Genomic DNA, 20,288 nt, shown 5'->3' with positions numbered 1-20,288 from the left:
AGCATGTCGCGCAAAAGTGTTCAGCGGTTTTGCGAGCACGACATGCGCAAAACCAAAGACCTGAAGTGCGGCTAGAGCGCCACGCGTCTTTTCAGACGCGCTAAGGACGCTCTATCACTTTGAATCTGCGATCTGAAAGATCGCGCCGCGCTTTAGGATACAAAAAAGGGCGCGGAAGCATTCCCGCGCCCGGTATTGAGTCGGGAAGGCGGCTTATTCGGCCGCTTCTTCCTTCTTCTTCTCGTTCGCAATTTCCTGGCCGGTGGCCTGGTCTACGACCTTCATCGACAGGCGAACCTTGCCGCGTTCGTCGAAGCCGAGCAGCTTGACCCAGACCTTGTCGCCTTCCTTGACGACGTCCTGGGTCTTGGCAACACGCTCGGAAGCGAGCTGCGAGATGTGGACAAGACCGTCGCGGGCGCCGAAGAAGTTGACGAAGGCGCCGAAGTCGGCGGTCTTGACGACCGTGCCTTCGTAGATCTGGCCGATCTCAGGTTCGGCAACGATCGAGTGGATCCACTTGCGGGCCGCTTCGATCTCTTTGCCGGAGGACGAGGCGATCTTGACGGTGCCGTCGTCTTCGATGTTGATCTTCGCGCCGGTCTTTTCGACGATTTCGCGAATGACCTTGCCGCCGGAGCCGATGACTTCACGGATCTTGTCGACCGGGATGTTCATGACTTCGATGCGCGGAGCGAATTCGCCGAGCTGGCCGCGGCTTTCGGTGATGGCCTTGGACATTTCACCGAGGATGTGGACGCGACCGCCCTGGGCCTGGCCAAGGGCGACCTTCATGATCTCTTCGGTGATACCGGTGATCTTGATGTCCATCTGCAGCGAGGTGATGCCGTCGGCGGTACCGGCGACCTTGAAGTCCATGTCGCCGAGGTGGTCTTCATCACCGAGAATGTCGGAAAGGACAGCGAAGCGATCGCCTTCCAGGATCAGACCCATGGCGATACCGGCAACCGGCTTTGCCAGCGGAACGCCGGCGTCCATCAGAGCGAGTGAGGTACCGCAGACGGTCGCCATCGAGGACGAGCCATTCGACTCGGTGATCTCGGAGACGACGCGCAGCGTGTAGGGGAACTGCTCAACGGTCGGCAGCATCGGACGGATCGCGCGCCATGCGAGCTTGCCGTGGCCGATTTCGCGGCGACCCGGGGAGCCCATGCGGCCGGTTTCACCAACCGAGTAGGGAGGGAAGTTGTAATGGAGCAGGAAGCGCTCCTTGTACATGCCCGTCAGGCTGTCGACATACTGCTCGTCTTCGCCGGTGCCGAGGGTCGCAACGACGATCGCCTGGGTTTCGCCGCGGGTAAACAGCGCCGAACCGTGGGTGCGCGGCAGAAGACCGACTTCCGAAACGATCGGACGGACGGTTTCGAGGTTGCGGCCGTCGATACGGCTCTTGGTGTCGAGGATGTTCCAGCGGACGATCTTCGCCTGCAGATGCTTGAAGATCGCGCCGACTTCTTCGGCCGTGTACCGAGCTTCGCCTTCCTCGGGGAGGAAGTGTGCCTTCACCTTCGCCTTGACGGCGTCGACGGCGGCGTAGCGGTCAGCCTTCTGGGTGATCTTGTAGGCTTCGCGAAGTTCACCTTCGGCAAGGCCGAGCATCTCGGTTTCGAGAGCGGAGTAGTCTGCCGGCTGGAAGTCGCGCGGCTCCTTGGCGGCCACTTCGGCGAGCTTGATGATCGCGTCGAGAACCGGCTGGAAGCCCCTGTGGCCGAACATGACGGCGCCGAGCATGACGTCTTCGTTGAGTTCCTTGGCTTCGGATTCCACCATCAGCACGGCGTCGTAGGTGCCGGCGACGACGAGGTCGAGGCTCGATTCGTCCATCTCGTCGAGATGCGGGTTAAGAACATATTCGCCGTTGATGTAACCGACGCGCGCACCGCCGACCGGGCCCATGAAGGGCACGCCGGAGAGCGTCAGCGCAGCCGAGGTCGCGACCATCGACAAGATGTCCGGGTCGTTTTCGAGGTCATGCTGGATAACGGTAACGACGACCTGCGTGTCGTTCTTGTAGCCTTCCGGGAAGAGCGGGCGGATCGGGCGGTCGATCAGGCGGGAAACCAGGGTTTCCTTTTCGCTCGGACGGCCTTCGCGCTTGAAATAGCCGCCGGGAATCTTGCCGGCCGCATAGGTCTTTTCCTGGTAGTTGACGGTGAGCGGAAAGAAGTCCTGGCCGGCCTTCGGCGCCTTGGCCGAGACGACAGTGGCGAGGACGACGGTTTCGCCGTAGGTGGCGAGAACCGCGCCGTCGGCCTGACGGGCGATCTTGCCGGTTTCGAGCTTCAGCGGGCGGCCGGCCCACTCGATTTCGACTGTGTGTGTATCAAACATGTCTTGTCCTTCAATGCGGGAGCACGCGCCATCGCCGATATCAAGGCGCAGCGCACAGTCGACCGCAATCAATGTGACGTATCACGGGCAAGACAACGGGAGGCTTTTCATCCTCGGTTTCCTCAGGCATTCCTGAGAAACCGGGCCAAAGCTCGTTGACAAGCCTTGGCCGAAAGCATCCGGCAATCCTGCCCCATGACAGGTCAACGGTTGGTTTGGCAGATCCGGCCCATCCGGGTCTGCCGGTCTTTCCACCGCTTAGAAGATAGGGCGCGGCTGGAACATTTCATCGGGAACGTCGTCCCGAAACACATCCGGCGGGCGCTTGGAAAGCGCCCGCCGGACAATCTTAGCGGCGGATACCCAGGCTGGTGATCAGCTTGGAATAGCGGCCTTCATCCTTCTTCTTGAGATAATCAAGAAGCGAGCGGCGGCTCGAAACCATCGTCAGCAGGCCACGGCGGGAATGGTTATCCTTCTTGTGGTCCTTGAAGTGTTCGGTCAGGTTGTTGATGCGTTCGGTCAGGATCGCGACCTGGACTTCCGGAGAACCGGTATCGCCTTCAACGGTCGCATATTCCTTGATCAGCGCAGACTTGCGCTCAGCAGTGATCGACATCGGGTGATCCTTTCTAAGAGGAGGAGATAAAGTCGCCAAAAGCCGGGATGTCGTCCAGCTTTGGCCGTGAATGCGAGCAGGCAAACCTGACGCTGGCGCTGCCTATAAACCAAATAAGCCGCGATGGAAAGAGGGGAGCTCCTGCAGCGGTTTTCAGCGGCCCGCCATGGCGTCCCGGATCATCGCATAGTAACCCATGGGATCCTGCAGCATGGCGAAATGGCTGGCGTCTTTCAGGATCACCAGCTTGGCGCCCGGAATGACTTTCGCCATCATCTCCGTATGGTCGAGCTTTACGGCCTCATCATGGTCGCCGATGGCAAGCGTGACCGGCACCGAGATCTTTCCAAGATCCGCTGCCGTCCAGGCCGGCTGCGTCGCCCACATCTCGGAGATCTGGGTGACGAAGGCATCGTATTCGTTCGGCGTCGGCGACAGCTTCCTGTAATATTCGCCAGCGACGTTGATGTAGTCGTTGAAGGTCCTGTTGTTCAAGACATCAGCCTTGACGCCGTCGGTCGTGACGTTGGCCGCCTGGGCAATGACGCGCGTCAGCTTCTCCGGATGTTTCATCGCCATGTCGATGCCGATGATGCCGCCGTCCGACCATCCCACAAGCGTCACCTTGTCGATCTTCAGATAATCGAGAAGCGCGACGTAGTCAGACGTCATCAGGTCGTAACCGAAGGGCTGCTGGCTGCGCGTCGAGCGCCCATGTCCGCGGCTGTCGGCAACGATGACCCGATGATCCCTCGCAAAATCGGCGACCTGGTGACCCCAGACGTCGGCATTTCCAAGACCGCCATGGATGAAGAGGATAGGTTCGCCTTCGCCATATTCGGCGTAATACATCTTGATGTCGTTCACATCGGCCATGCCGCTCGTCTTTGCCACCGGCATCGAAGGAAAGGCCGGAAGCTCGGCCCAGCGCTCGGCGGATTGAGCGCCGGCGACGGCAAGCAACATCGAAAAGAACGTCAGGATTGCGATAACATTTCCGCGCATAGTCTTCCCCCTGTCGGGCCGCCATGGCCCGACAGGGAAAATATCTCATTGCTGGCGGCTGACAATCTCTGTCGTTGTCACAAACCCAAACAGGTTCAGGCGAAAACCCGCTTCGGGCGAAACTCGCCCTGGCCGATCTCGCCGATCGCGATCAGCCTGCCGCGGGCCGTCGCATAGGCTTCGCTTTCGGCAATCGGCGCATCGCGGCCACGCACCAGGATCGGGTTGCCCATCTTCAGCCGGTGCGCCTGGTCGTCGTTGATGACGAGATGGGGCAGGGACGATAGCGCCTCGCAGGTGTCGATCAGCAGCGCGTCGAGGGCCGCCAGCCGCTCGTCCATGTCCTCGATCGCCTCCAGTGCCACTAGATCTGCGAGCGGCACCATGGCCTCTTCCGCGAAGGGCGCGACGAAGGTGCGCCGCAGCCCGGACACGTGGCCGTAGCAGCCGAGCTCGCGGCCGAAATCGCGCGCCAGCGCCCTGACATAGGTACCCTTGCCGCATTCCACTTCGAAATGCGCGGTATTGGCGTCCGGGCAGGCAATCAAGGTCAGCCGGAAGATATCGACCTCACGCGAGGGGATTTCGACGGTCTCGCCTTCGCGCGCCAGATCATAGGCACGTTCGCCCGCTATCTTGATCGCGGAAAACTGCGGCGGCACCTGGCTGATGGTGCCGATATATCCAGGCAGGATATCGCGGATCTGCTGTTCGCTCGGGCGCTTGTCCGAGCTCTCAGTCACTTCGCCCTCGAGATCGTCGGTCGCCCGCTGCTCGCCCCAGCTCACCGTGAACTCATAGATCTTGCGGCCGTCCATCACGTAGGGAACGGTCTTCGTCGCGTCGCCGAGCGCGATCGGCAGCATGCCGGAGGCGAGCGGATCGAGCGTGCCGGCATGACCGACCTTCTCAGCCTTATAGAGCCACTTGATCTTGGAAACGGCTTCCGTCGAGCCGAAATCCACCGGCTTGTCGAGGATCAGCCAGCCGGAAATCGGCCGGCCCTTGGGTTTGCGTGGTTTGGACATGCGTCTCTTCTGTTTATTGTTCGTCATTGTCGCCGTCGAGGTCGCGGCTCACCTCGGGCGAACGCAGCAGCTCGTCGATCTTCTTGTAGTTGTCGAAGCTCGTATCGTCGCGGAAGCGCACCTCCGGCATGTATTTCATCTGCCGAAGCTGCTGCCCGAGCCGGCCGCGGATAAACCTTGCATTGCGGTTCAATGCTTCGATGACGATGCTGTGATCTGAAACGCCGAGCGGCGTCACATAGGCGGTGGCGATCTTGAGGTCCGGCGACATGCGCACTTCCGAGATCGAGATCACGGTCGCCTCGATGACGTCGTCGCGCACCTCGCCGCGCTGCAGCACCTGGGTGATAGCGGCGCGAACCTGTTCGCCAACGCGCAGCATGCGCTGCGAAGGCGCGGAAGAAGTTGCTCTGGTCATTGTTATCTCTATTTGCCGATGCGGCTGGGAATCGAACCCGTCAAAGAAGAGCGTCCATGACTCTTTTGGTCGAAAAGGTCAAGTCGCCAGATGCTCGAACGCCATCCGCCGGCTGGCGGATGGCGTTCGAAAAAGTTCAGGCGCAGCAGTTTAGAGCGTGCGCGTGATATGCTCGACGCGGAAGCACTCGATGACGTCGCCGGCGCGCATGTCCTCGTAGTTTTCGAAGGCCATGCCGCATTCCTGACCCATCGGCACTTCGGACACTTCGTCCTTGAAGCGCTTGAGCGTCTTGAGCTTGCCTTCGTGAACGACAACGTCGTTGCGGATGAGGCGGACGCCTGCACCACGTTCGACCTTGCCTTCGACGACACGGCAGCCTGCGACCTTGCCGACCTTGGTGATGTTGAACACCTCGAGGATCTCGGCGTTGCCGATGAAGGTTTCGCGCCGTTCCGGAGACAAGAGACCCGACATCGCTGCCTTCACGTCATCCACGAGGTCGTAGATGATGTTGTAGTAGCGGATTTCGATGCCTTCGCGCTCGGCGAACTGGCGTGCCTGCGTATTCGCACGAACGTTGAAGCCGATGATGGCCGCGTTCGAGGCTTCGGCGAGCGAGATATCCGACTCGGTGATGCCGCCGGCGCCCGAATGGACGATGCGGGCGCGAACCTCGTCGGTGCCGAGCTTCTCCAGTGCGCCGGCAATCGCTTCGATCGAGCCCTGCACGTCACCCTTGATGACCAGCGGGAACTCCTTGATGCCGACGCTCTGGCGCTGCATCATCATCTGTTCCAGCGAACCGCGCTGTCCCGACTGGCGGGCAGCCGCCTTGTCGCGGGCCAGACGCTGACGATATTCCGAGATTTCGCGGGCACGGCTTTCGCTTTCGACGACGGCGAACTTGTCGCCGGCCTGCGGCGTGCCGGACAGACCGAGAACCTCGACCGGCGTTGCCGGACCAGCCTCCTTCACATGGTCACCCTTGTCGGTAACGAGAGCGCGCACGCGGCCCCAGACGTCGCCGGCGACGATGATCTGGCCCGGACGCAGTGTGCCCTTCTGGACGAGCACGGTCGCGACCGAACCACGGCCACGATCGAGCTGGGCTTCGATGACAGTGCCTTCCGCGGTCCGGTTCGCATTGGCCTTGAGATCGAGAATTTCCGCCTGCAGGAGGATCGCCTCGAGCAGCTTGTCGAGGTTCTTGCCGGTCTTGGCCGAAACCTCGACGTCAAGCACTTCGCCGCCCATGGATTCCACGAAGACTTCGTGCTGCAGCAGCTGGTTGCGGACCTTCTGCGGATCGGCCTCGTGCTTGTCGACCTTGTTGATCGCCACGATGATCGGAACACCGGCCGCCTTGGCGTGGTTGATCGATTCGATTGTCTGCGGCATCACGCTGTCGTCGGCCGCGACGACCAGGATCGCGATGTCGGTCGCCTGCGCACCGCGGGCACGCATTGCCGTGAAGGCGGCGTGGCCGGGCGTATCGATGAAGGTGATCTTCTGGCCGTTCTGCTCCACCTGGTAGGCACCGATATGCTGGGTGATGCCACCGGCTTCGCCGGAGACCACGTTGGCATGGCGGATGGCGTCGAGCAGCGAGGTCTTGCCGTGGTCGACATGGCCCATGATGGTAACGACGGGCGGGCGCGAAACCAGTTCGCCATCGTCGTCGGACACGTTGAAGATGCCGAGTTCGACGTCGGATTCCGACACGCGCCTGACCGTATGGCCGAATTCGCCGGCGATGAGTTCGGCAAGGTCGGCGTCGATGACGTCGCCCGGCTTCATCATCTGGCCTTCCTTCATCAGGTACTTGATGACGTCGACGGCGCGTTCGGACATGCGCTGCGACAGTTCCTGAATGGTGATGGTCTCGGGCAGAACCACTTCGCGGGAGATCTTCTCGCGGGTTTCCTGCATCTGACCGCGGCGGAACTTCTCCTGCCGGCGACGCATCGCGGAGAGCGAACGACCGCGGGCATTGTCCTCGCCGTCGACGTTGGCGGTGGTGATCGTCAACTTGCCGCGACGGCGCTCTTCATCCGTCTTCGGACGAGTCGTGACCGGCTTTGCCGGTTCCGGGCGCACGACGCGGCCACGGACCGGGCCGCTGCGCGCTGCGCCACGATCGTCTTCTTCCTTTTCGTCGCGACGGCCGCGAACGGCGCCGGGGACGGCAGCGCCGGGTGCCGGACGGGCAACAGGTGCTCCAGCCGCATCGGGCCGGCGTGCGGCCGGTGCCGACGATGCGGGCTGCTGCGGCCGTGGCGCGTCGGAGCGTGCTTCGGCCGGAGCCGGTTCTGCGGCTGCCGGTTCGGCAACAGTGGGTGCTTCAGCCTGCCGGATAGCCTCTTCAGCAGCCCGGCGGGCAGCTTCCTCCGCTTCGGCTGCCTTGCGGACAACCTCTTCGGCGGCACGGCGCTTTTCTTCCTCGGCGCGGCGGATCGCATCCTGGGCGTCACGCGCCTGGGAGTCGGCAAGCGCGCGGCGGCGGGCGTCCATCTCTTCCGGCGACAGATGGTTCAGCACCACCGGGCGCGGACGATCGTTCTGGCGCGGCGGCTGCGGACGCTGGTTCGTCTGGTTGTTGTTGCCCTGCTGAACCCGCGGAGCCGGCTGCTGCGGACGTGCCTGCACGGGTGCGGGCGCCGGTTCGGCTGCGCGGACGGGGGCCGCCGGAGCGACGGGTGTGATCGGCTTTTCATCTTCCGGGCGCATCGGGCGCCGCTTACGGGTCTCGACGACGACCGCCTTGGTGCGGCCTCGACCCATATCCTGGCGAACGGTACCCTGGCTCATCCCCGATGGTTTCAGGGTGAGTGTCTTTTTGCCCGCTACGCTGATTGTCTTGTCGTCGTTACTATCGGTCATTCGTTCCCGTTCCTTCGGACAGGGAGCGATGACTAGATCAGACCCTGTCGTTCAATACTGTCGATCAATGAGAATGGGACCGGCCGATGCCGGTGACCGTCTCATTGTTTTTGCCGGCCAGCGCCGCCCGCTGCCCGGGACTGACCGCCATTACGGTACTGTTCGAGCATCTTTGCGCGCTTCACTACACCTTCACCCGCCTGCCCTGCAAGCACTGCGGCATGGATAAAAGCATTCTGGCCCATCAGGCCTTCCATTTCGCTCTCCGAGAAGAGACGGAAGGAAGGTATCTCCTCCTCGGTCTCCATTCCGAGGTGCCAGGCCTTGCGGGCCTGGTCGATTTTCCGGACGCCGTCGTCCGCTGCACCAGTCGCGTGGAACACCGCAAGGGCTGCTCCGCTTCTGACCGCGGCATCCACTTTCGAGGACCCGCTGACGAACTGGCCGGCTTTCCGCGCCATGTTCATCATCTGCATCAATTGCGCCGCCAGCAGCCGGTCGACATTCGCGCCGAGATCGTCCGCCGCCTTTACATCCGTCTTCAGCGCGCGGGCAAAGAGCTTCTTTGCCACCGCCCTGTCGACCAGCGACCGGTCGATCTTCACCCAGCATCCGCGTCCCGGAAGCTCGCGCTTCAGATCGGCGACAACTGTTCCATCGGGAGCGGCGACGAAGCGGATCAGCTCTTCCGGCGATCCGCTTTCGCGCGTCACGATGCACATGCGTCCGTTCACGTCATAACCTGCAAGATCGTCGTCCTCGAGAGGAGCGTCCGGTTCATGCGCGGTCATCATGCTTCTTGTTCGGCTTCGGTGACCTCTTCTTCGGTCCCCTTCGCCAGGTCCTCTTGCGTGATCCAGCCGGCCGAAAGGCGGGCCTGGACGATCATCTGTTCTGCTTCGACGCGCGAGACGTCGAACTTCGAGAACAGCCCTTCGAACTTCTTCGTTTCACCGTTCTTGCGTTCCGACCAGCCGACGAGATCGTCGGCAGCGCAGCCGGCAAAGTCCTCGATCGTCTTGATGCCATCTTCGCCGAGCGCCACCATCATCTGGGCGGTCATGCCGTTGATCTCACGCAGTTCGTCCTGAACACCGAGCGCCTTGCGCTTCTCGTCCATCTCGGCTTCGAGACGCTCGAGGAATTCGCGGGCACGCTGCTGGATTTCCTGCGCCGTCTCCTCGTCGAAACCGTCGATCGAAGAGATTTCATCGAGATCGACATAAGCCAGCTCTTCAACCGCGGCAAAACCTTCCGAAGCCAAAACCTGGCCGACCATCTCGTCGACATCGAGCGAATCCATGAACAGGTTGGTGCGCTCGTTGAATTCCTTCTGGCGGCGCTCCGATTCCTCGGCCTCCGTCATGATGTCGATATCCCAGCCGGTCAGCTGCGAGGCGAGGCGGACGTTCTGGCCGCGGCGGCCGATCGCAAGCGACAGCTGCTCGTCGGGAACGACGACTTCGATACGCTCGGCATCCTCGTCGAGAACGACCTTGGCGACTTCGGCCGGCTGCAGGGCGTTGACGACGAAGGTCGCCGGATCTTGGCTCCACGGGATGATGTCGATCTTCTCGCCCTGGAGCTCGCCGACCACGGCCTGAACGCGCGAGCCGCGCATACCGACGCAGGCGCCGACCGGATCGATCGAGCTGTCGTTCGAGATCACCGCGATCTTGGCGCGCGAACCCGGATCGCGGGCGACCGACTTCACCTGGATGATGCCGTCGTAAATCTCCGGCACTTCCATGGTGAAGAGTTTCACCATGAACTGCGGATGCGTGCGCGACAGGAAGATCTGCGGGCCACGCTGCTCGCGACGGACATCATAGACGTATGCACGGACGCGATCGCCATAGCGGACGTTTTCGCGCGGGATCATTTCGTCGCGGCGGATGATGCCTTCGCCACGGCCGAGATCGACGATGACGTTGCCGTATTCGACGCGCTTGACGGTACCGTTGACGATTTCGCCGACGCGATCCTTGAATTCGTCGAACTGGCGGTCACGCTCGGCTTCGCGGACCTTCTGGACGATCACCTGCTTGGCCGACTGTGCGGCGATGCGGCCGAAATCCATCGGCGGCAGCGGATCGGCGATGAAGTCGCCGAGTGCGGCGTCCGGGTTGCGGTCGCGGGCAAGTTCCAGCGGGATCTGCGTCGAATAATCCTCGGCCTTCTCGACGACTTCGAGCAGGCGCTGCAGACGGATTTCACCGGTCTTCGGATTGATGTCGGCCCGGATGTTCGACTCGGTGCCGTAACGGGAGCGTGCCGCCTTCTGGATGGCATCGGCCATTGCGGCCAGCACGATCTCGCGGTCGATGACTTTTTCGCGCGCCACTGCATCTGCGATCTGCAGAAGTTCGAGCCGGTTCGCACTGACTGCCATTGTCTTGTTTCTCCGTCTTTACTCCAGGGTTCCCGTCCCTGAAGCGGTCTGTTGATCGGTTATTCCTGGTCGTCCGCTTCGTTCTGGTTGGCGGCCTGGGCTTTCGCCAGCTTGTCGGCCCGCAACGCATCGCGGATCAGGTCGTCGGTCAGAATGAGCTTCGCATCGCTAAGCGCCGTGAAGGGAATGGTGACCTTCTGCTCTTCCCCATAGGCAACCTGGTCACGCTCGAGCGTGAAACCATCTGCGCCTGCTTCGACGATCTTGCCGCGGAAGCGCTTGCGATTGTCGATCAAGATCGACGTCTCGCATTTCACAAGGTGGCCCTGCCAGCGGACGAAATCGGATTTCCGCACCATCGGACGGTCGATGCCGGGCGAAGACACCTCCAGATGATACTCTTTATCGATCGGATCTTCCACATCGAGGACGGGAGAAATCGCCATCGAGACTTCTTCGCAATCCTGAACCGACATCGTGCCGTCGTTGCGTTCGGCCATAACCTGCATCGTCGCGCCGTTCTGGTTCAGCATCCGGACGCGGATAAGCCTAAAGCCAATGCCGACGAGAACGGGTTCGATGATATCGGCAAGACGCTGGTCGAGCCCGGTTTCAGTAATCAGCCGCGGCTCAAGTTCGTTGTCTGCGTTTGTCATGTCCGACAAGCGGTGCGCTCCTCGCAATTTCATGCTGTTTAAGCGATCGCGGTAATAAAAAAGAGCGGGTCCTTGCGGCCCACTCTTCATCAAGCGATCAAGAATTTGAGAGGCATATAGTCGGGTTTTTCCGAAATTGCAAGGTCTGCGACAGATTCGGCCGATTCGCTCCGGTGACGTGATCAGGCCTATGGCCAGCGCCGGTCTTGCGCATATATTGCCGTTGGCGCGCAATAACAAAAGCGGAGAAATCGTGGCCTACACTTCGTCGACATTGGCGCCTTTGCGGCACGATACCTACCGCACCATCTGGTTCGCGAGCCTTTCTTCGAATTTCGGCGGCCTGATCCAGGCGGTCGGCGCCGCCTGGATGATGACGACGATCACCGCGTCGGAGGACATGGTCGCGCTGGTACAGACCTCGACGGCGCTGCCGATCATGTTGTTTTCGCTGATATCGGGTGCGCTGGCCGACAATTATGACCGCCGCCGGGTCATGCTGACGGCGCAGTGCATGATGCTCACCGTCTCGGCGCTGCTGACGGCCTCGGCCCTGCTCGGCTGGATCACGCCCTGGCTGCTGCTCTTCTTCACCTTCCTGATCGGCTGCGGCACCGCGCTCAACAATCCCTCCTGGCAGGCCTCGGTCGGCGACATGGTGCCGCGTGCCGACCTGCCGGGTGCGGTCACGTTGAACAGCATGGGTTTCAACATCACCCGCAGCGTCGGCCCGGCAATCGGCGGCGTCATCGTCGCCGCTGCCGGCGCGGCCGCGGCTTTCGCGGTTAACACGCTGAGTTACCTCGCCTTGATCTATGCCCTGTTGCGCTGGCGGCCAGCCGCGCCCGTCTCGACCCTGCCGCGGGAGGCGCTCGGCAGCGCCATCTTCGCCGGCCTGCGTTACGTCTCGATGTCGCCCAATCTCGAAAAGGTCCTCGTCAGGGGGCTGCTCTTCGGCATCGGCGCCAGCTCGATCCTGGCGCTCCTGCCTGTTGTCGCCCTCGATCTGGTTGCCGGCGGCCCGCTGACCTATGGTTTCATGCTCGGCGCCTTTGGCATCGGCGCGATCGGCGGTGCGGTGCTGAATGCCAGGCTCCGCCAGGTGCTTTCCAGCGAGATGATCGTCCGCCTGTCCTTTGCCGGCTTCGCGCTGAGCGCGGTCATCGCTGCCTTCAGCCCGAGTGCCGTCCTGACCTCCGCCGGGCTGCTCGTCTCCGGCGCCTGCTGGGTCTCCGCACTTTCGCTGTTCAACACCATCGTCCAGCTTTCGACGCCGCGCTGGGTGGTCGGCCGGGCACTGTCTCTCTACCAGACCGTCACCTTCGGCGGCATTGCCGGCGGCAGCTGGCTGTGGGGCGTCGCCGCCGATCGCTACGGCGTCGCCGATGCGCTGCTGATGTCATCCGTCGTCATGCTGCTCGGCATCGCCATCGGCCTGCGTTTTTCGATGCCGGCCTTCGCCTCGCTCAATCTCGACCCGCTGAACCGCTTCACCGAACCGGCCCTCAGTCTCGACATCACACCGCGCAGCGGCCCGATCGTCATCCAGGTCGATTACGAGATCGGAGATGACGACCTGGCCGAGTTCATGGAGCTGATGGGCGAACGCCGCCGTATCCGCATCCGCGACGGCGCCCGCAACTGGGCGCTGATGCGTGATCTCGAAAATCCCAGCCTGTGGACCGAAAGCTACCACACGCCGACCTGGGTCGAATATATCAGACACAACCAGCGGCGCACGCAGGCCGATGCCGAAAACACCGACAGGCTGCGTGCGCTTCACCGCGGCGAGGGTCCGCTGCATGTCCACCGCATGATCGAACGCCAGGCCATTCCACCGGGCGACGACGTCTTCCACAAGGCGCCGATCGACCTGCATCATTGAGACCACTATGCAGAGATCAAGCATGTGTAGATTCAGGCTCGCCCGCCAATCCGATCTTGCCGCCATCGTCCGGCTTCTGGCCGATGACGATCTCGGCGGCAGCAGGGAGGTCGTTTCGGACCCTGTCGACGCGCGTTATCTCTCGGCCTTTGCCGCGATCGAGGCTGATGCCAATCAGCTTCTGGCCGTCGCAACCGACGCGGACGATCGGGTCGTCGGCTGTTTGCAGCTGAGCTTTGTTCCCGGCCTTTCGAGGACGGGCATGTGGCGCGGCCAGATCGAAAGCGTGCGTGTCGCAAGCGATCTTCGCGGCTCTGGCCTCGGCGCGCAATTCATCGAATGGGCGATCGCCCAATGCGCCGAGCGCGGCTGCGGCCTCGTGCAGCTGACATCGGACAAGACGCGAGGGGATGCGATCCGCTTTTACGAGAGGCTCGGTTTCGTCGCCAGCCATGAAGGTTTGAAACGCACTCTCTGAAGCCGGTTACTTCAGCTTGCCCTTCATCGCAGCCTCGGGAAAACATGTCGGTTTCATGCCGTTCTTTGCCTGCCACTGGCCGATCGAGCGCCGCGTCTTGTAGCCCGGCAGACCGTCGGAGCCGCCGACATCATAGCCCTGCCGTTCCAGCGCCTTCTGCATGGCGGCGACGTCCGAGCGCAGCATCTTGCCGACATCGCCCCATCTGCCCTGGAAGGCGCCGCCATTATAGGCGATCCGGTCGGCGAGATTGCCGATATAGAGCGCGTAGAGATCGGAATTATTGTATTCCTTGATGATGTAGAAATTCGGCGTGACGATGAATTCCGGCCCGTCGCGGCCGGCGGGCACCAGCATCATGCCCTCAGCCTTCATCTCGCCTGAGGGAAAGCCTTTGCCGGAGCTGCGGTCGATGCCGAGCGAGGCCCAGTGCGACAGCGGCTTTGCCAGATCGGGTCCCTCCTGCGCGCAGGAAACCGCCTCCGGTATCGACACCTCGAAGCCCCAGTCGCGGTCGCGCTGCCAGCCTTTCTTGACCAGAAAATTGGCGATCGAGGCGAGCGTATCGGGCACTGACGTCCAGATATTGCGGTGGCCGTCGCCGTCGAAATCGACGGCATATTTCAGATAACTCGTCGGCATGAACTGCGGTTGGCCGAGCGCGCCGGCCCATGACCCCTTGAAATCGGCAGGTGTGACGTCGCCGACGTCGAGAATATGGAGTGCGGCCACCAGCTCGGTGCGGAACATCTCCTTGCGCGTCGACATGAAGGCCTTGGTCGCCAGCACCTCGATCGCCGAATTCGGGATCTTCGCCGCACCGAAGCCGGTCTCCCGGCCCCAGATGGCCAGCACGATCGAGCCCGGCACGCCATAGGTCTTCTCGATCCGTTTCAGCGTCGAGCCGTATTGGGCGGCAAAGCCGCGCCCGGTTGCGGCAAGTCGCTTCAGATGGTCCTCGTTGAAATAGGGAGCGGGCGAGGAAAATTCGGCCTGCGTCTGCTTCTGCTCCTTCGGCGGCGGGAAACCCGGCGGATCGAGATCGGGCAAGTTCCAGTTCAGCGTGATGCCGGAGAAAGCGGCTTGAAAGACCTTCTCCGAAATGCCGTTCGCCTTCGCTTCTGGCCAGAGGTCGCTCTGCACCCATTTTCCGAACTGCGCCTCGACATCAGCTTTTGATGGTGCTGCGTGGGCGGAGAGGGGGAGGAGGGCGGTCGTTATCACGAGTGCGAGGATCCGCAGCCGCCGTGGAACACCCCGCTCTGTCCTGCCGGACATCTCCCCCACAAGGGGGGAGATCGGATCGCCGTCGCCTGGCAAGCGGTCAAAATTTCGCGAAGCCGGTCCAACTTGCTGATCTCCCCTCTTGTGGGGGAGATGCCCGGCAGGGCAGAGGGGGGTGTGGTGCAACATAAGCAAGCCTCCCTATATCACCGTCCGCGCCCGAAGTGCCGCTGCGAGCGTGCCCTCGTCGAGATAGTCGAGCTCGCCGCCGACCGGTACGCCATGCGCCAGCCGGGTGATCTTCACGTCGAGCCCCTGCAATTGATCGGTGATGTAATGCGCGGTCGTCTGTCCCTCGACGGTGGCATTGACCGCGATAATCAGTTCCCGGATGCCGCCTTCGCCGATCCGGTCGATCAGGCCGCGAATGTTGAGATCGTCGGGCCCGATGCCGTCGAGCGGCGACAGCGTGCCGCCGAGCACGTGATAGGCGGCGTTCATCGCGCCTGCCCGCTCCAGCGCCCAGAGATCCGATACGTCCTCGACGACGATGATGATCGATTGATCGCGCTGCGTGTCGGTGCAGACGGTGCAGGGATCGACGGTGTCGACATTGCCGCAGCGCGAGCAGATCTTCACCTTGTCATAGGCCTCGCCCATTGCATTCGACAGCGGGCCGAGCAGCTGATCCTTCTTCTTGATCAGATGCAGTGCCGCCCGGCGCGCCGAGCGCGGCCCAAGGCCCGGCACCTTCGCCAGAAGCTGGATGAGTTTTTCGATTTCGGGTCCGGTGACTCGTTTTGCCATGCGCCGTTCTTAACTGATATGGACCGAAAACGGAATCGCGGAAGGATCGCCCATCCGATGAAAATCCTGGCGCTGTGCACCGGCAATCCGGAAAGACTGCCGGGCAAGAGCGAGAAGACCGGCATCTTCAAACACGCCGTCAACGGCGCGGTCATGATCGACGCCGAAGGTCTGGTCGGCGATGCGATCTGCAACCGCAAACACCATGGCGGCGTCGACCAGGCTGTCTATATCGAGGGATCGCTGACGCTCGACTGGTGGGCGCAGGAACTGGGTCAACCTTACGAGGCCGGTACTTTCGGCGAGAACATGGTGATATCGGATCTCGACAATCGCGACGTCGCCGTCGGCGACCGTTTCCTCACCGGCGATCTCGTCCTCGAAGTCACATCATGCCGCATGCCATGCGCCACCTTCGCCGCCAGGATGGCAGATCCGAAATTCGTCAAGCGTTACACCGCCGCCGCCCGTCCCGGTATCTATTGCCGCGTCATCCGGGACGGCGTGGTCGAGCCCGGAATGCCGATGGAATACACGTCTTTTTCGGGAGACAGGATTACGATGCCGGAGCTAATGGAGACCTTCGGCCGAAGGCTTCAGGGGGCAGATCGGGCGCGATATCTCGCGGCCCCAATTCACTACAAGCTTAGGGCCATGCTGGAATCCCAAGCCGACGAAGCGCACTAGATCAGACTTTACACCTTGATATGTTGGCCGCCTCAGAACGGCAGCTTGAAGCCCGGTGGGATCGGCAGACCTGCCGTCAGGGCCTTAGTCTTTTCGGCGGCCAGCGCCTCGGCTTTGTCCTTGGCGTCCTTGTGGGCGGCGACGATCAGGTCCTCGAGGATCTCGACATCGTCTTCCTTGAACAGCGACGGATCGATCTTCAGGCTCTTCAACTCGCCTTTGCCCGTAATGACGACGGCGACGAGGCCGCCGCCCGCCTTGCCTTCGGCCGTGAGCTCGGCGATCTCCGCCTGCATCTGCTCCATCTTGGCCTGCATTTCCTTGACTTTGCCCATCATGCCCATGATGTCGCGCATCGTCTCGCTCCTTGTTGAAACCTCAGAATTCTATGTCGTCGCCCGGCAGGATGTCGCCTTCCTCGGATTCGGCGGCGGCCGGCGGCGTCGCCTCACCTTCCTCTTCCGGTTCGGGCGCCCGTACGCGCACGTCGATGATCTTGGCACCGGGGAAATGCGCCAGGATTGCCGCCACGTCAGGATCCTGGCGCGCGTCGATCACATGCTGTTCCCGGGTCCTGGCCTCCGCTTCGACAAGCGTCGGCTGACCCTCGTCGCGGCTGAGGCTGACGATCCAATGGATGCCCGTCCATTCCTTCAATTTGACGGCAAGCTCGTTGAGCAGCGTCGTCGGCGCACCGGGGGCCAGGCTGACGTCGAGCCGGCCGGGCTCGATCCGCACAGGGCGCACGAAGGCCCGCACCATCGCCTTCAGCTTCGGATCGCGTTTCTCGGTGGCGAGATCGACGATATCGCTGACCGAATTGACCCGGACGAGCGGCTTCGGTGTTTCCGCCGGTTTCGGGTCAATCCGGCCGACAGGCATCGTCTCGGGCTGGCTGCTCGGCACGGCGCGCAGCATCGCCACCGGTGCGGAAGGCTGTGGCTGGCTCGGCGCGGTTTCGGCTGCGCGCGCTGCGACACTGCTCTGATAGGGAACCCGTGTTCCGTTGCCGCCGCCATTGCCGGACGGCGGAGCCGCGGGCCGCGGGCCGGCATTGTCGCCGGAAAATTCGGCAAGCCGCCGTGCCGCATCCTCGGGCGCTGGCAGATGCGCAGCATGTGCAAGCCGGATCAGCACCATCTCGGCAGCCCCTGCCGTCCGCGACGAGCCTTCCGTTTCCGGAACGCCCTTAAGCAGCATCTGCCAGATGCGCGACAGCGTCGTCACCGCAACACCCTTGGCGAATTCCGCCGCCTTGGTGCGCTCTACCTCGCTCAGCGAAGGATCGTTTGCCGCATCCGGCACATATTTCAGCCGCGTCACCAGATGAGTGAAATCGGCAAGATCGGTCAGCACCACCACCGGATTGGCGCCGGCTTCGTACTGGTTCTGGAACTCGCCGAGGGCCGCGGCCACATCGCCCTTGATGATATGCTGGAAGAGATCGACGATCCGGGCGCGATCGGCAAGGCCGAGCATGCCGCGCACGGCTTCCGCCTGCACGGCGCCCGCGCCATGGGCGATCGCCTGGTCGAGCAGCGACAGGCCGTCGCGCGCCGAGCCTTCGGCCGCGCGCGCAATCATCGCCAGCGCGTCCGGCTCCGCTTCGATGCCTTCCTTGGCTGCGATCGTTGTGAACAGCCCGACCAGATCTGAGGCGCTGATGCGGCGCAGGTCGAAGCGCTGGCAGCGCGACAGCACGGTGATCGGCACCTTGCGGATTTCGGTCGTGGCGAAGATGAATTTCACATGTTCCGGCGGCTCTTCCAACGTCTTCAACAGGCCGTTGAAGGCCTGCGTCGACAGCATGTGCACTTCGTCGATGATATAGACTTTGTAGCGCGCCGAAACCGGCCGGTAGCGCACCTGCTCGATGATCTCGCGAATATCGTCGATACCGGTATGGGAGGCGGCATCCATCTCGATCACGTCGACATGCCGGCCTTCCATGATCGCCTGGCAGTGCTCGCCCGGCGTGCGAAGGTCGATCGTCGGCTTGTCGATTTCTGATGTCTTGTAGTTCAGCGCCCGCGCCAGGATACGCGCCGTCGTCGTCTTGCCGACGCCGCGCACGCCGGTTAGCATGTAGGCTTGCGCGATGCGGCCGGTCTCGAAGGCGTTGGTGAGGGTGCGGACCATCGGCTCCTGGCCGACCATCAGGTCCGTGAAATCCTTGGGGCGGTATTTGCGAGCCAGCACTCGGTATCCGGTGCCTGTCGAGGCGGCATCTTTTGATTGTCGCTCGGTGTCGCTCATCGCCCTGCTTGTCGCCCGGATCGTCGGGCACTTCGTGGAGAGAAGGTGGGAGGCTGGCACGATGACCCGTGCCGGGCTCGTTAGGGCTGCTTCCTTCCGGACCTGACCCGGTTGGCGAGTGGCTCGTCCACCACCAACCTCCCGGATGCACATATCGGCAATATCGTCATCAAAAGCAAGCCAACATGCAAAAAAACTGCTAGTCGTTGGAAAACATGAGGAGAATGCCCTTTGAAAGGTTTCGCGCTCGACCCTCGGCTGGAAAACGACAGCGTCAGCATCATGGTCACCGGTCTCTGCGATCTGAGATTGTCGAGGGATGCCCGCTGGCCGTGGCTCATACTCGTGCCGCGCCGGGCCGATATCACCGAAATCTTCGAGCTGACGCCGCTCGACCAGGTGCTGCTGGCCTTTGAGACGGAGCTGGTCGCCAAGGCGCTCAAGGAGATCACCGGCGCGACAAAAATCAATGTCGGGGCTCTTGGCAATATCGTCCGCCAGCTTCATGTTCATGTCATTGCCCGCTTCGAAGGCGATGCGAATTGGCCGGGTCCCGTCTGGGGCTTCGGGCGCGCGGAGCCCTACGAGGACGGAAAGAGAGACGAATTTACAGCGAAGCTGCGGGAAGCCCTTTCATCATGAGTCATTCGCTTTTCGATTCGGATGTGCCGCATCCGGAACCCAGCAATCTCACGGCCTTTGCCGCCAACGACCTCAATCGCGATTCCGAGCATCGCGATGAACGATCCGTCGAAAAGGCGCTGGCCAAGGAAGGTACCCATATCTTCGCCTTCGCGGGGGGTAAGCTGGTGCTGAAGCACGACGGCCAAGTGCTCGATCCGCTCTTTGCCCGCTATGAACTGCAGGAATTGCAGCCGGATTGGGACGAGACCATACTTCTTGGCTACCGCAAGACCGGCGAGCCGCGCCTTGCCGTTCCCGTCGGCATCGACGCCGACGATCTCACCAGCCATTACAAGCCTGAAGACGGCCGCACCCTGTTTCGCGAAATGCTGATCGACGAGGTGTTGCTCGGTGAATTCGCCCAGGCCGCAAGCCTCATCCGCTGGAACGGCGATAACCGCTTCTGCGGCCGCTGCGGCTCGGCGATGGAGATCCACATCGGCGGCTACAAGCGTGTCTGCACCGCCTGCGAACATGTGATCTTCCCCCGCACCGACCCCGTCGTCATCATGCTGACGGTTGACGAGCAGCGCGACCTCTGCCTGCTCGGCCGCAGTCCGCATTTCGCGCCCGGCATGTATTCCTGTCTGGCCGGCTTCGTCGAGCCCGGCGAGACCATCGAGAACGCCGTGCGCCGCGAAACGCTGGAGGAATCGGGCATCCGCACCGGCCGCATCCGCTATCATGCCTCGCAGCCCTGGCCGATGCCGCATTCCTTGATGATCGGCTGTTACGCCGAGGCGAAATCGACCGAGATCAGCCGCGACGAGACGGAGCTCGAGGATTGCCGATGGTTCACCCGCGAGGAAACGATCGAGATGCTGGAGCGCCCGAGCGCGACAGGCAAGGCCTCGCCGCCGAAAGGGGCGATCGCCCACCGCCTGATGCGCGACTGGGTGGAGTGGAAGCGGTAG

The 20,288-nt window shown here is 62.3% G+C and carries 18 protein-coding genes and 1 other RNA gene; 5 read left to right on the top strand and 14 right to left on the bottom strand.

Annotation, left to right across the window (positions count from 1 at the left end):
* Window positions 1–213: 213 nt before the first annotated feature.
* From pnp to rimP, 9 genes are all read right to left on the bottom strand, one after another.
* Window positions 214–2,352: a polyribonucleotide nucleotidyltransferase gene (gene pnp, locus ACIPSK_RS18175; protein ID WP_026154380.1), complete on the bottom strand. Its 2,139-nt coding sequence runs from the start codon at window positions 2,350–2,352 to the stop codon at window positions 214–216.
* A 349-nt stretch (window positions 2,353–2,701) separates the two neighbouring features.
* Window positions 2,702–2,971, bottom strand: a complete 270-nt coding sequence (gene rpsO, locus ACIPSK_RS18170) for a 30S ribosomal protein S15 (protein ID WP_003544317.1) — start codon at window positions 2,969–2,971, stop codon at window positions 2,702–2,704.
* Window positions 2,972–3,124: 153 nt separating this feature from the next.
* Complete coding sequence (locus ACIPSK_RS18165; protein ID WP_162115590.1) at window positions 3,125–3,976, bottom strand: alpha/beta fold hydrolase; 852 nt, start codon at window positions 3,974–3,976, stop codon at window positions 3,125–3,127.
* 95 nt (window positions 3,977–4,071) lie between these two features.
* Window positions 4,072–5,004, bottom strand: coding sequence for a tRNA pseudouridine(55) synthase TruB (gene truB / locus ACIPSK_RS18160; protein WP_162115589.1), 933 nt, complete (start codon window positions 5,002–5,004; stop codon window positions 4,072–4,074).
* A gap of 13 nt (window positions 5,005–5,017) precedes the next feature.
* Complete coding sequence (gene rbfA, locus ACIPSK_RS18155) at window positions 5,018–5,422, bottom strand: 30S ribosome-binding factor RbfA (protein ID WP_017966457.1); 405 nt, start codon at window positions 5,420–5,422, stop codon at window positions 5,018–5,020.
* A gap of 150 nt (window positions 5,423–5,572) precedes the next feature.
* The gene (gene infB / locus ACIPSK_RS18150) at window positions 5,573–8,305 is read right to left on the bottom strand and encodes a translation initiation factor IF-2 (RefSeq protein ID WP_017966458.1); all 2,733 of its coding nucleotides are present in this window, start codon (window positions 8,303–8,305) and stop codon (window positions 5,573–5,575) included.
* 101 nt (window positions 8,306–8,406) lie between these two features.
* The gene (locus tag ACIPSK_RS18145) at window positions 8,407–9,099 is read right to left on the bottom strand and encodes an RNA-binding protein (RefSeq protein ID WP_170257477.1); all 693 of its coding nucleotides are present in this window, start codon (window positions 9,097–9,099) and stop codon (window positions 8,407–8,409) included.
* The gene (gene nusA / locus ACIPSK_RS18140) at window positions 9,096–10,697 is read right to left on the bottom strand and encodes a transcription termination factor NusA (RefSeq protein ID WP_003555785.1); all 1,602 of its coding nucleotides are present in this window, start codon (window positions 10,695–10,697) and stop codon (window positions 9,096–9,098) included. The genes ACIPSK_RS18145 and nusA overlap by 4 nt, the downstream gene beginning before the upstream one ends.
* Before the next feature lie 59 nt (window positions 10,698–10,756).
* Window positions 10,757–11,362 (bottom strand): ribosome maturation factor RimP, encoded by a 606-nt coding sequence (gene rimP / locus ACIPSK_RS18135; protein WP_162115621.1) that lies wholly within the window; start codon window positions 11,360–11,362, stop codon window positions 10,757–10,759.
* A gap of 244 nt (window positions 11,363–11,606) precedes the next feature.
* Here rimP and ACIPSK_RS18130 point away from each other — a divergent pair, with 244 nt between their 5' ends.
* Window positions 11,607–13,238, top strand: a complete 1,632-nt coding sequence (locus ACIPSK_RS18130; protein ID WP_162115587.1) for an MFS transporter — start codon at window positions 11,607–11,609, stop codon at window positions 13,236–13,238.
* Window positions 13,239–13,260: 22 nt separating this feature from the next.
* On the top strand, window positions 13,261–13,716 hold the full coding sequence (locus ACIPSK_RS18125) for a GNAT family N-acetyltransferase (RefSeq protein ID WP_162115586.1): 456 nt from the start codon (window positions 13,261–13,263) through the stop codon (window positions 13,714–13,716).
* A 6-nt stretch (window positions 13,717–13,722) separates the two neighbouring features.
* Here ACIPSK_RS18125 and ACIPSK_RS18120 read toward each other — a convergent pair whose 3' ends face one another.
* Together ACIPSK_RS18120 and recR are read right to left on the bottom strand one after the other, a co-directional pair.
* On the bottom strand, window positions 13,723–14,994 hold the full coding sequence (locus tag ACIPSK_RS18120) for a lytic murein transglycosylase (protein ID WP_162115585.1): 1,272 nt from the start codon (window positions 14,992–14,994) through the stop codon (window positions 13,723–13,725).
* Between the two features lie 147 nt (window positions 14,995–15,141).
* Window positions 15,142–15,747 (bottom strand): recombination mediator RecR, encoded by a 606-nt coding sequence (recR, locus tag ACIPSK_RS18115; RefSeq protein ID WP_003571213.1) that lies wholly within the window; start codon window positions 15,745–15,747, stop codon window positions 15,142–15,144.
* 57 nt (window positions 15,748–15,804) lie between these two features.
* Here recR and ACIPSK_RS18110 point away from each other — a divergent pair, with 57 nt between their 5' ends.
* Window positions 15,805–16,434: an MOSC domain-containing protein gene (locus ACIPSK_RS18110; RefSeq protein ID WP_162115584.1), complete on the top strand. Its 630-nt coding sequence runs from the start codon at window positions 15,805–15,807 to the stop codon at window positions 16,432–16,434.
* Between the two features lie 32 nt (window positions 16,435–16,466).
* On the opposite strand, the gene ACIPSK_RS18105 is transcribed toward ACIPSK_RS18110, so the two are convergent.
* The 3 genes from ACIPSK_RS18105 to ffs form a co-directional block, all read right to left on the bottom strand.
* The gene (locus ACIPSK_RS18105; RefSeq protein WP_003544342.1) at window positions 16,467–16,790 is read right to left on the bottom strand and encodes a YbaB/EbfC family nucleoid-associated protein; all 324 of its coding nucleotides are present in this window, start codon (window positions 16,788–16,790) and stop codon (window positions 16,467–16,469) included.
* A gap of 22 nt (window positions 16,791–16,812) precedes the next feature.
* Entirely contained in the window at window positions 16,813–18,690 is a 1,878-nt protein-coding gene (locus ACIPSK_RS18100; protein ID WP_162115583.1) for a DNA polymerase III subunit gamma/tau, read from the bottom strand.
* Between the two features lie 45 nt (window positions 18,691–18,735).
* Window positions 18,736–18,832: signal recognition particle sRNA small type (gene ffs, locus ACIPSK_RS18095), an RNA gene on the bottom strand.
* Window positions 18,833–18,921: 89 nt separating this feature from the next.
* On the opposite strand from ffs, the gene ACIPSK_RS18090 reads away from it, so the two are divergent.
* Window positions 18,922–19,332 carry an HIT domain-containing protein gene (locus ACIPSK_RS18090; RefSeq protein ID WP_024323174.1) on the top strand — a complete coding sequence of 137 codons (411 nt, stop codon included), beginning with the start codon at window positions 18,922–18,924 and terminating at the stop codon, window positions 19,330–19,332.
* Window positions 19,329–20,288: an NAD(+) diphosphatase gene (gene nudC / locus ACIPSK_RS18085; RefSeq protein ID WP_162115582.1), complete on the top strand. Its 960-nt coding sequence runs from the start codon at window positions 19,329–19,331 to the stop codon at window positions 20,286–20,288. The genes ACIPSK_RS18090 and nudC overlap by 4 nt, the downstream gene beginning before the upstream one ends.

It is taken from the genome of Rhizobium sp. LARHSG275, assembly GCF_052871115.1.
Note: the sequence above shows the minus strand (reverse complement) of the source record. Positions and strands in the feature narration are given on the sequence as shown.

Coding starts and splice junctions, on each gene's coding strand:
- pnp (WP_026154380.1), bottom strand. CDS start 2,352: ATGTTTGATACACACACAGTCGAAATCGAGTGGGCCGGCCGCCCGCTG.
- rpsO (WP_003544317.1), bottom strand. CDS start 2,971: ATGTCGATCACTGCTGAGCGCAAGTCTGCGCTGATCAAGGAATATGCG.
- ACIPSK_RS18165 (WP_162115590.1), bottom strand. CDS start 3,976: ATGCGCGGAAATGTTATCGCAATCCTGACGTTCTTTTCGATGTTGCTT.
- truB (WP_162115589.1), bottom strand. CDS start 5,004: ATGTCCAAACCACGCAAACCCAAGGGCCGGCCGATTTCCGGCTGGCTG.
- rbfA (WP_017966457.1), bottom strand. CDS start 5,422: ATGACCAGAGCAACTTCTTCCGCGCCTTCGCAGCGCATGCTGCGCGTT.
- infB (WP_017966458.1), bottom strand. CDS start 8,305: ATGACCGATAGTAACGACGACAAGACAATCAGCGTAGCGGGCAAAAAG.
- ACIPSK_RS18145 (WP_170257477.1), bottom strand. CDS start 9,099: ATGATGACCGCGCATGAACCGGACGCTCCTCTCGAGGACGACGATCTT.
- nusA (WP_003555785.1), bottom strand. CDS start 10,697: ATGGCAGTCAGTGCGAACCGGCTCGAACTTCTGCAGATCGCAGATGCA.
- ACIPSK_RS18125 (WP_162115586.1), top strand. CDS start 13,261: ATGTGTAGATTCAGGCTCGCCCGCCAATCCGATCTTGCCGCCATCGTC.
- ACIPSK_RS18120 (WP_162115585.1), bottom strand. CDS start 14,994: ATGTCCGGCAGGACAGAGCGGGGTGTTCCACGGCGGCTGCGGATCCTC.
- recR (WP_003571213.1), bottom strand. CDS start 15,747: ATGGCAAAACGAGTCACCGGACCCGAAATCGAAAAACTCATCCAGCTT.
- ACIPSK_RS18110 (WP_162115584.1), top strand. CDS start 15,805: ATGAAAATCCTGGCGCTGTGCACCGGCAATCCGGAAAGACTGCCGGGC.
- ACIPSK_RS18105 (WP_003544342.1), bottom strand. CDS start 16,790: ATGCGCGACATCATGGGCATGATGGGCAAAGTCAAGGAAATGCAGGCC.
- ACIPSK_RS18100 (WP_162115583.1), bottom strand. CDS start 18,690: ATGAGCGACACCGAGCGACAATCAAAAGATGCCGCCTCGACAGGCACC.
- nudC (WP_162115582.1), top strand. CDS start 19,329: ATGAGTCATTCGCTTTTCGATTCGGATGTGCCGCATCCGGAACCCAGC.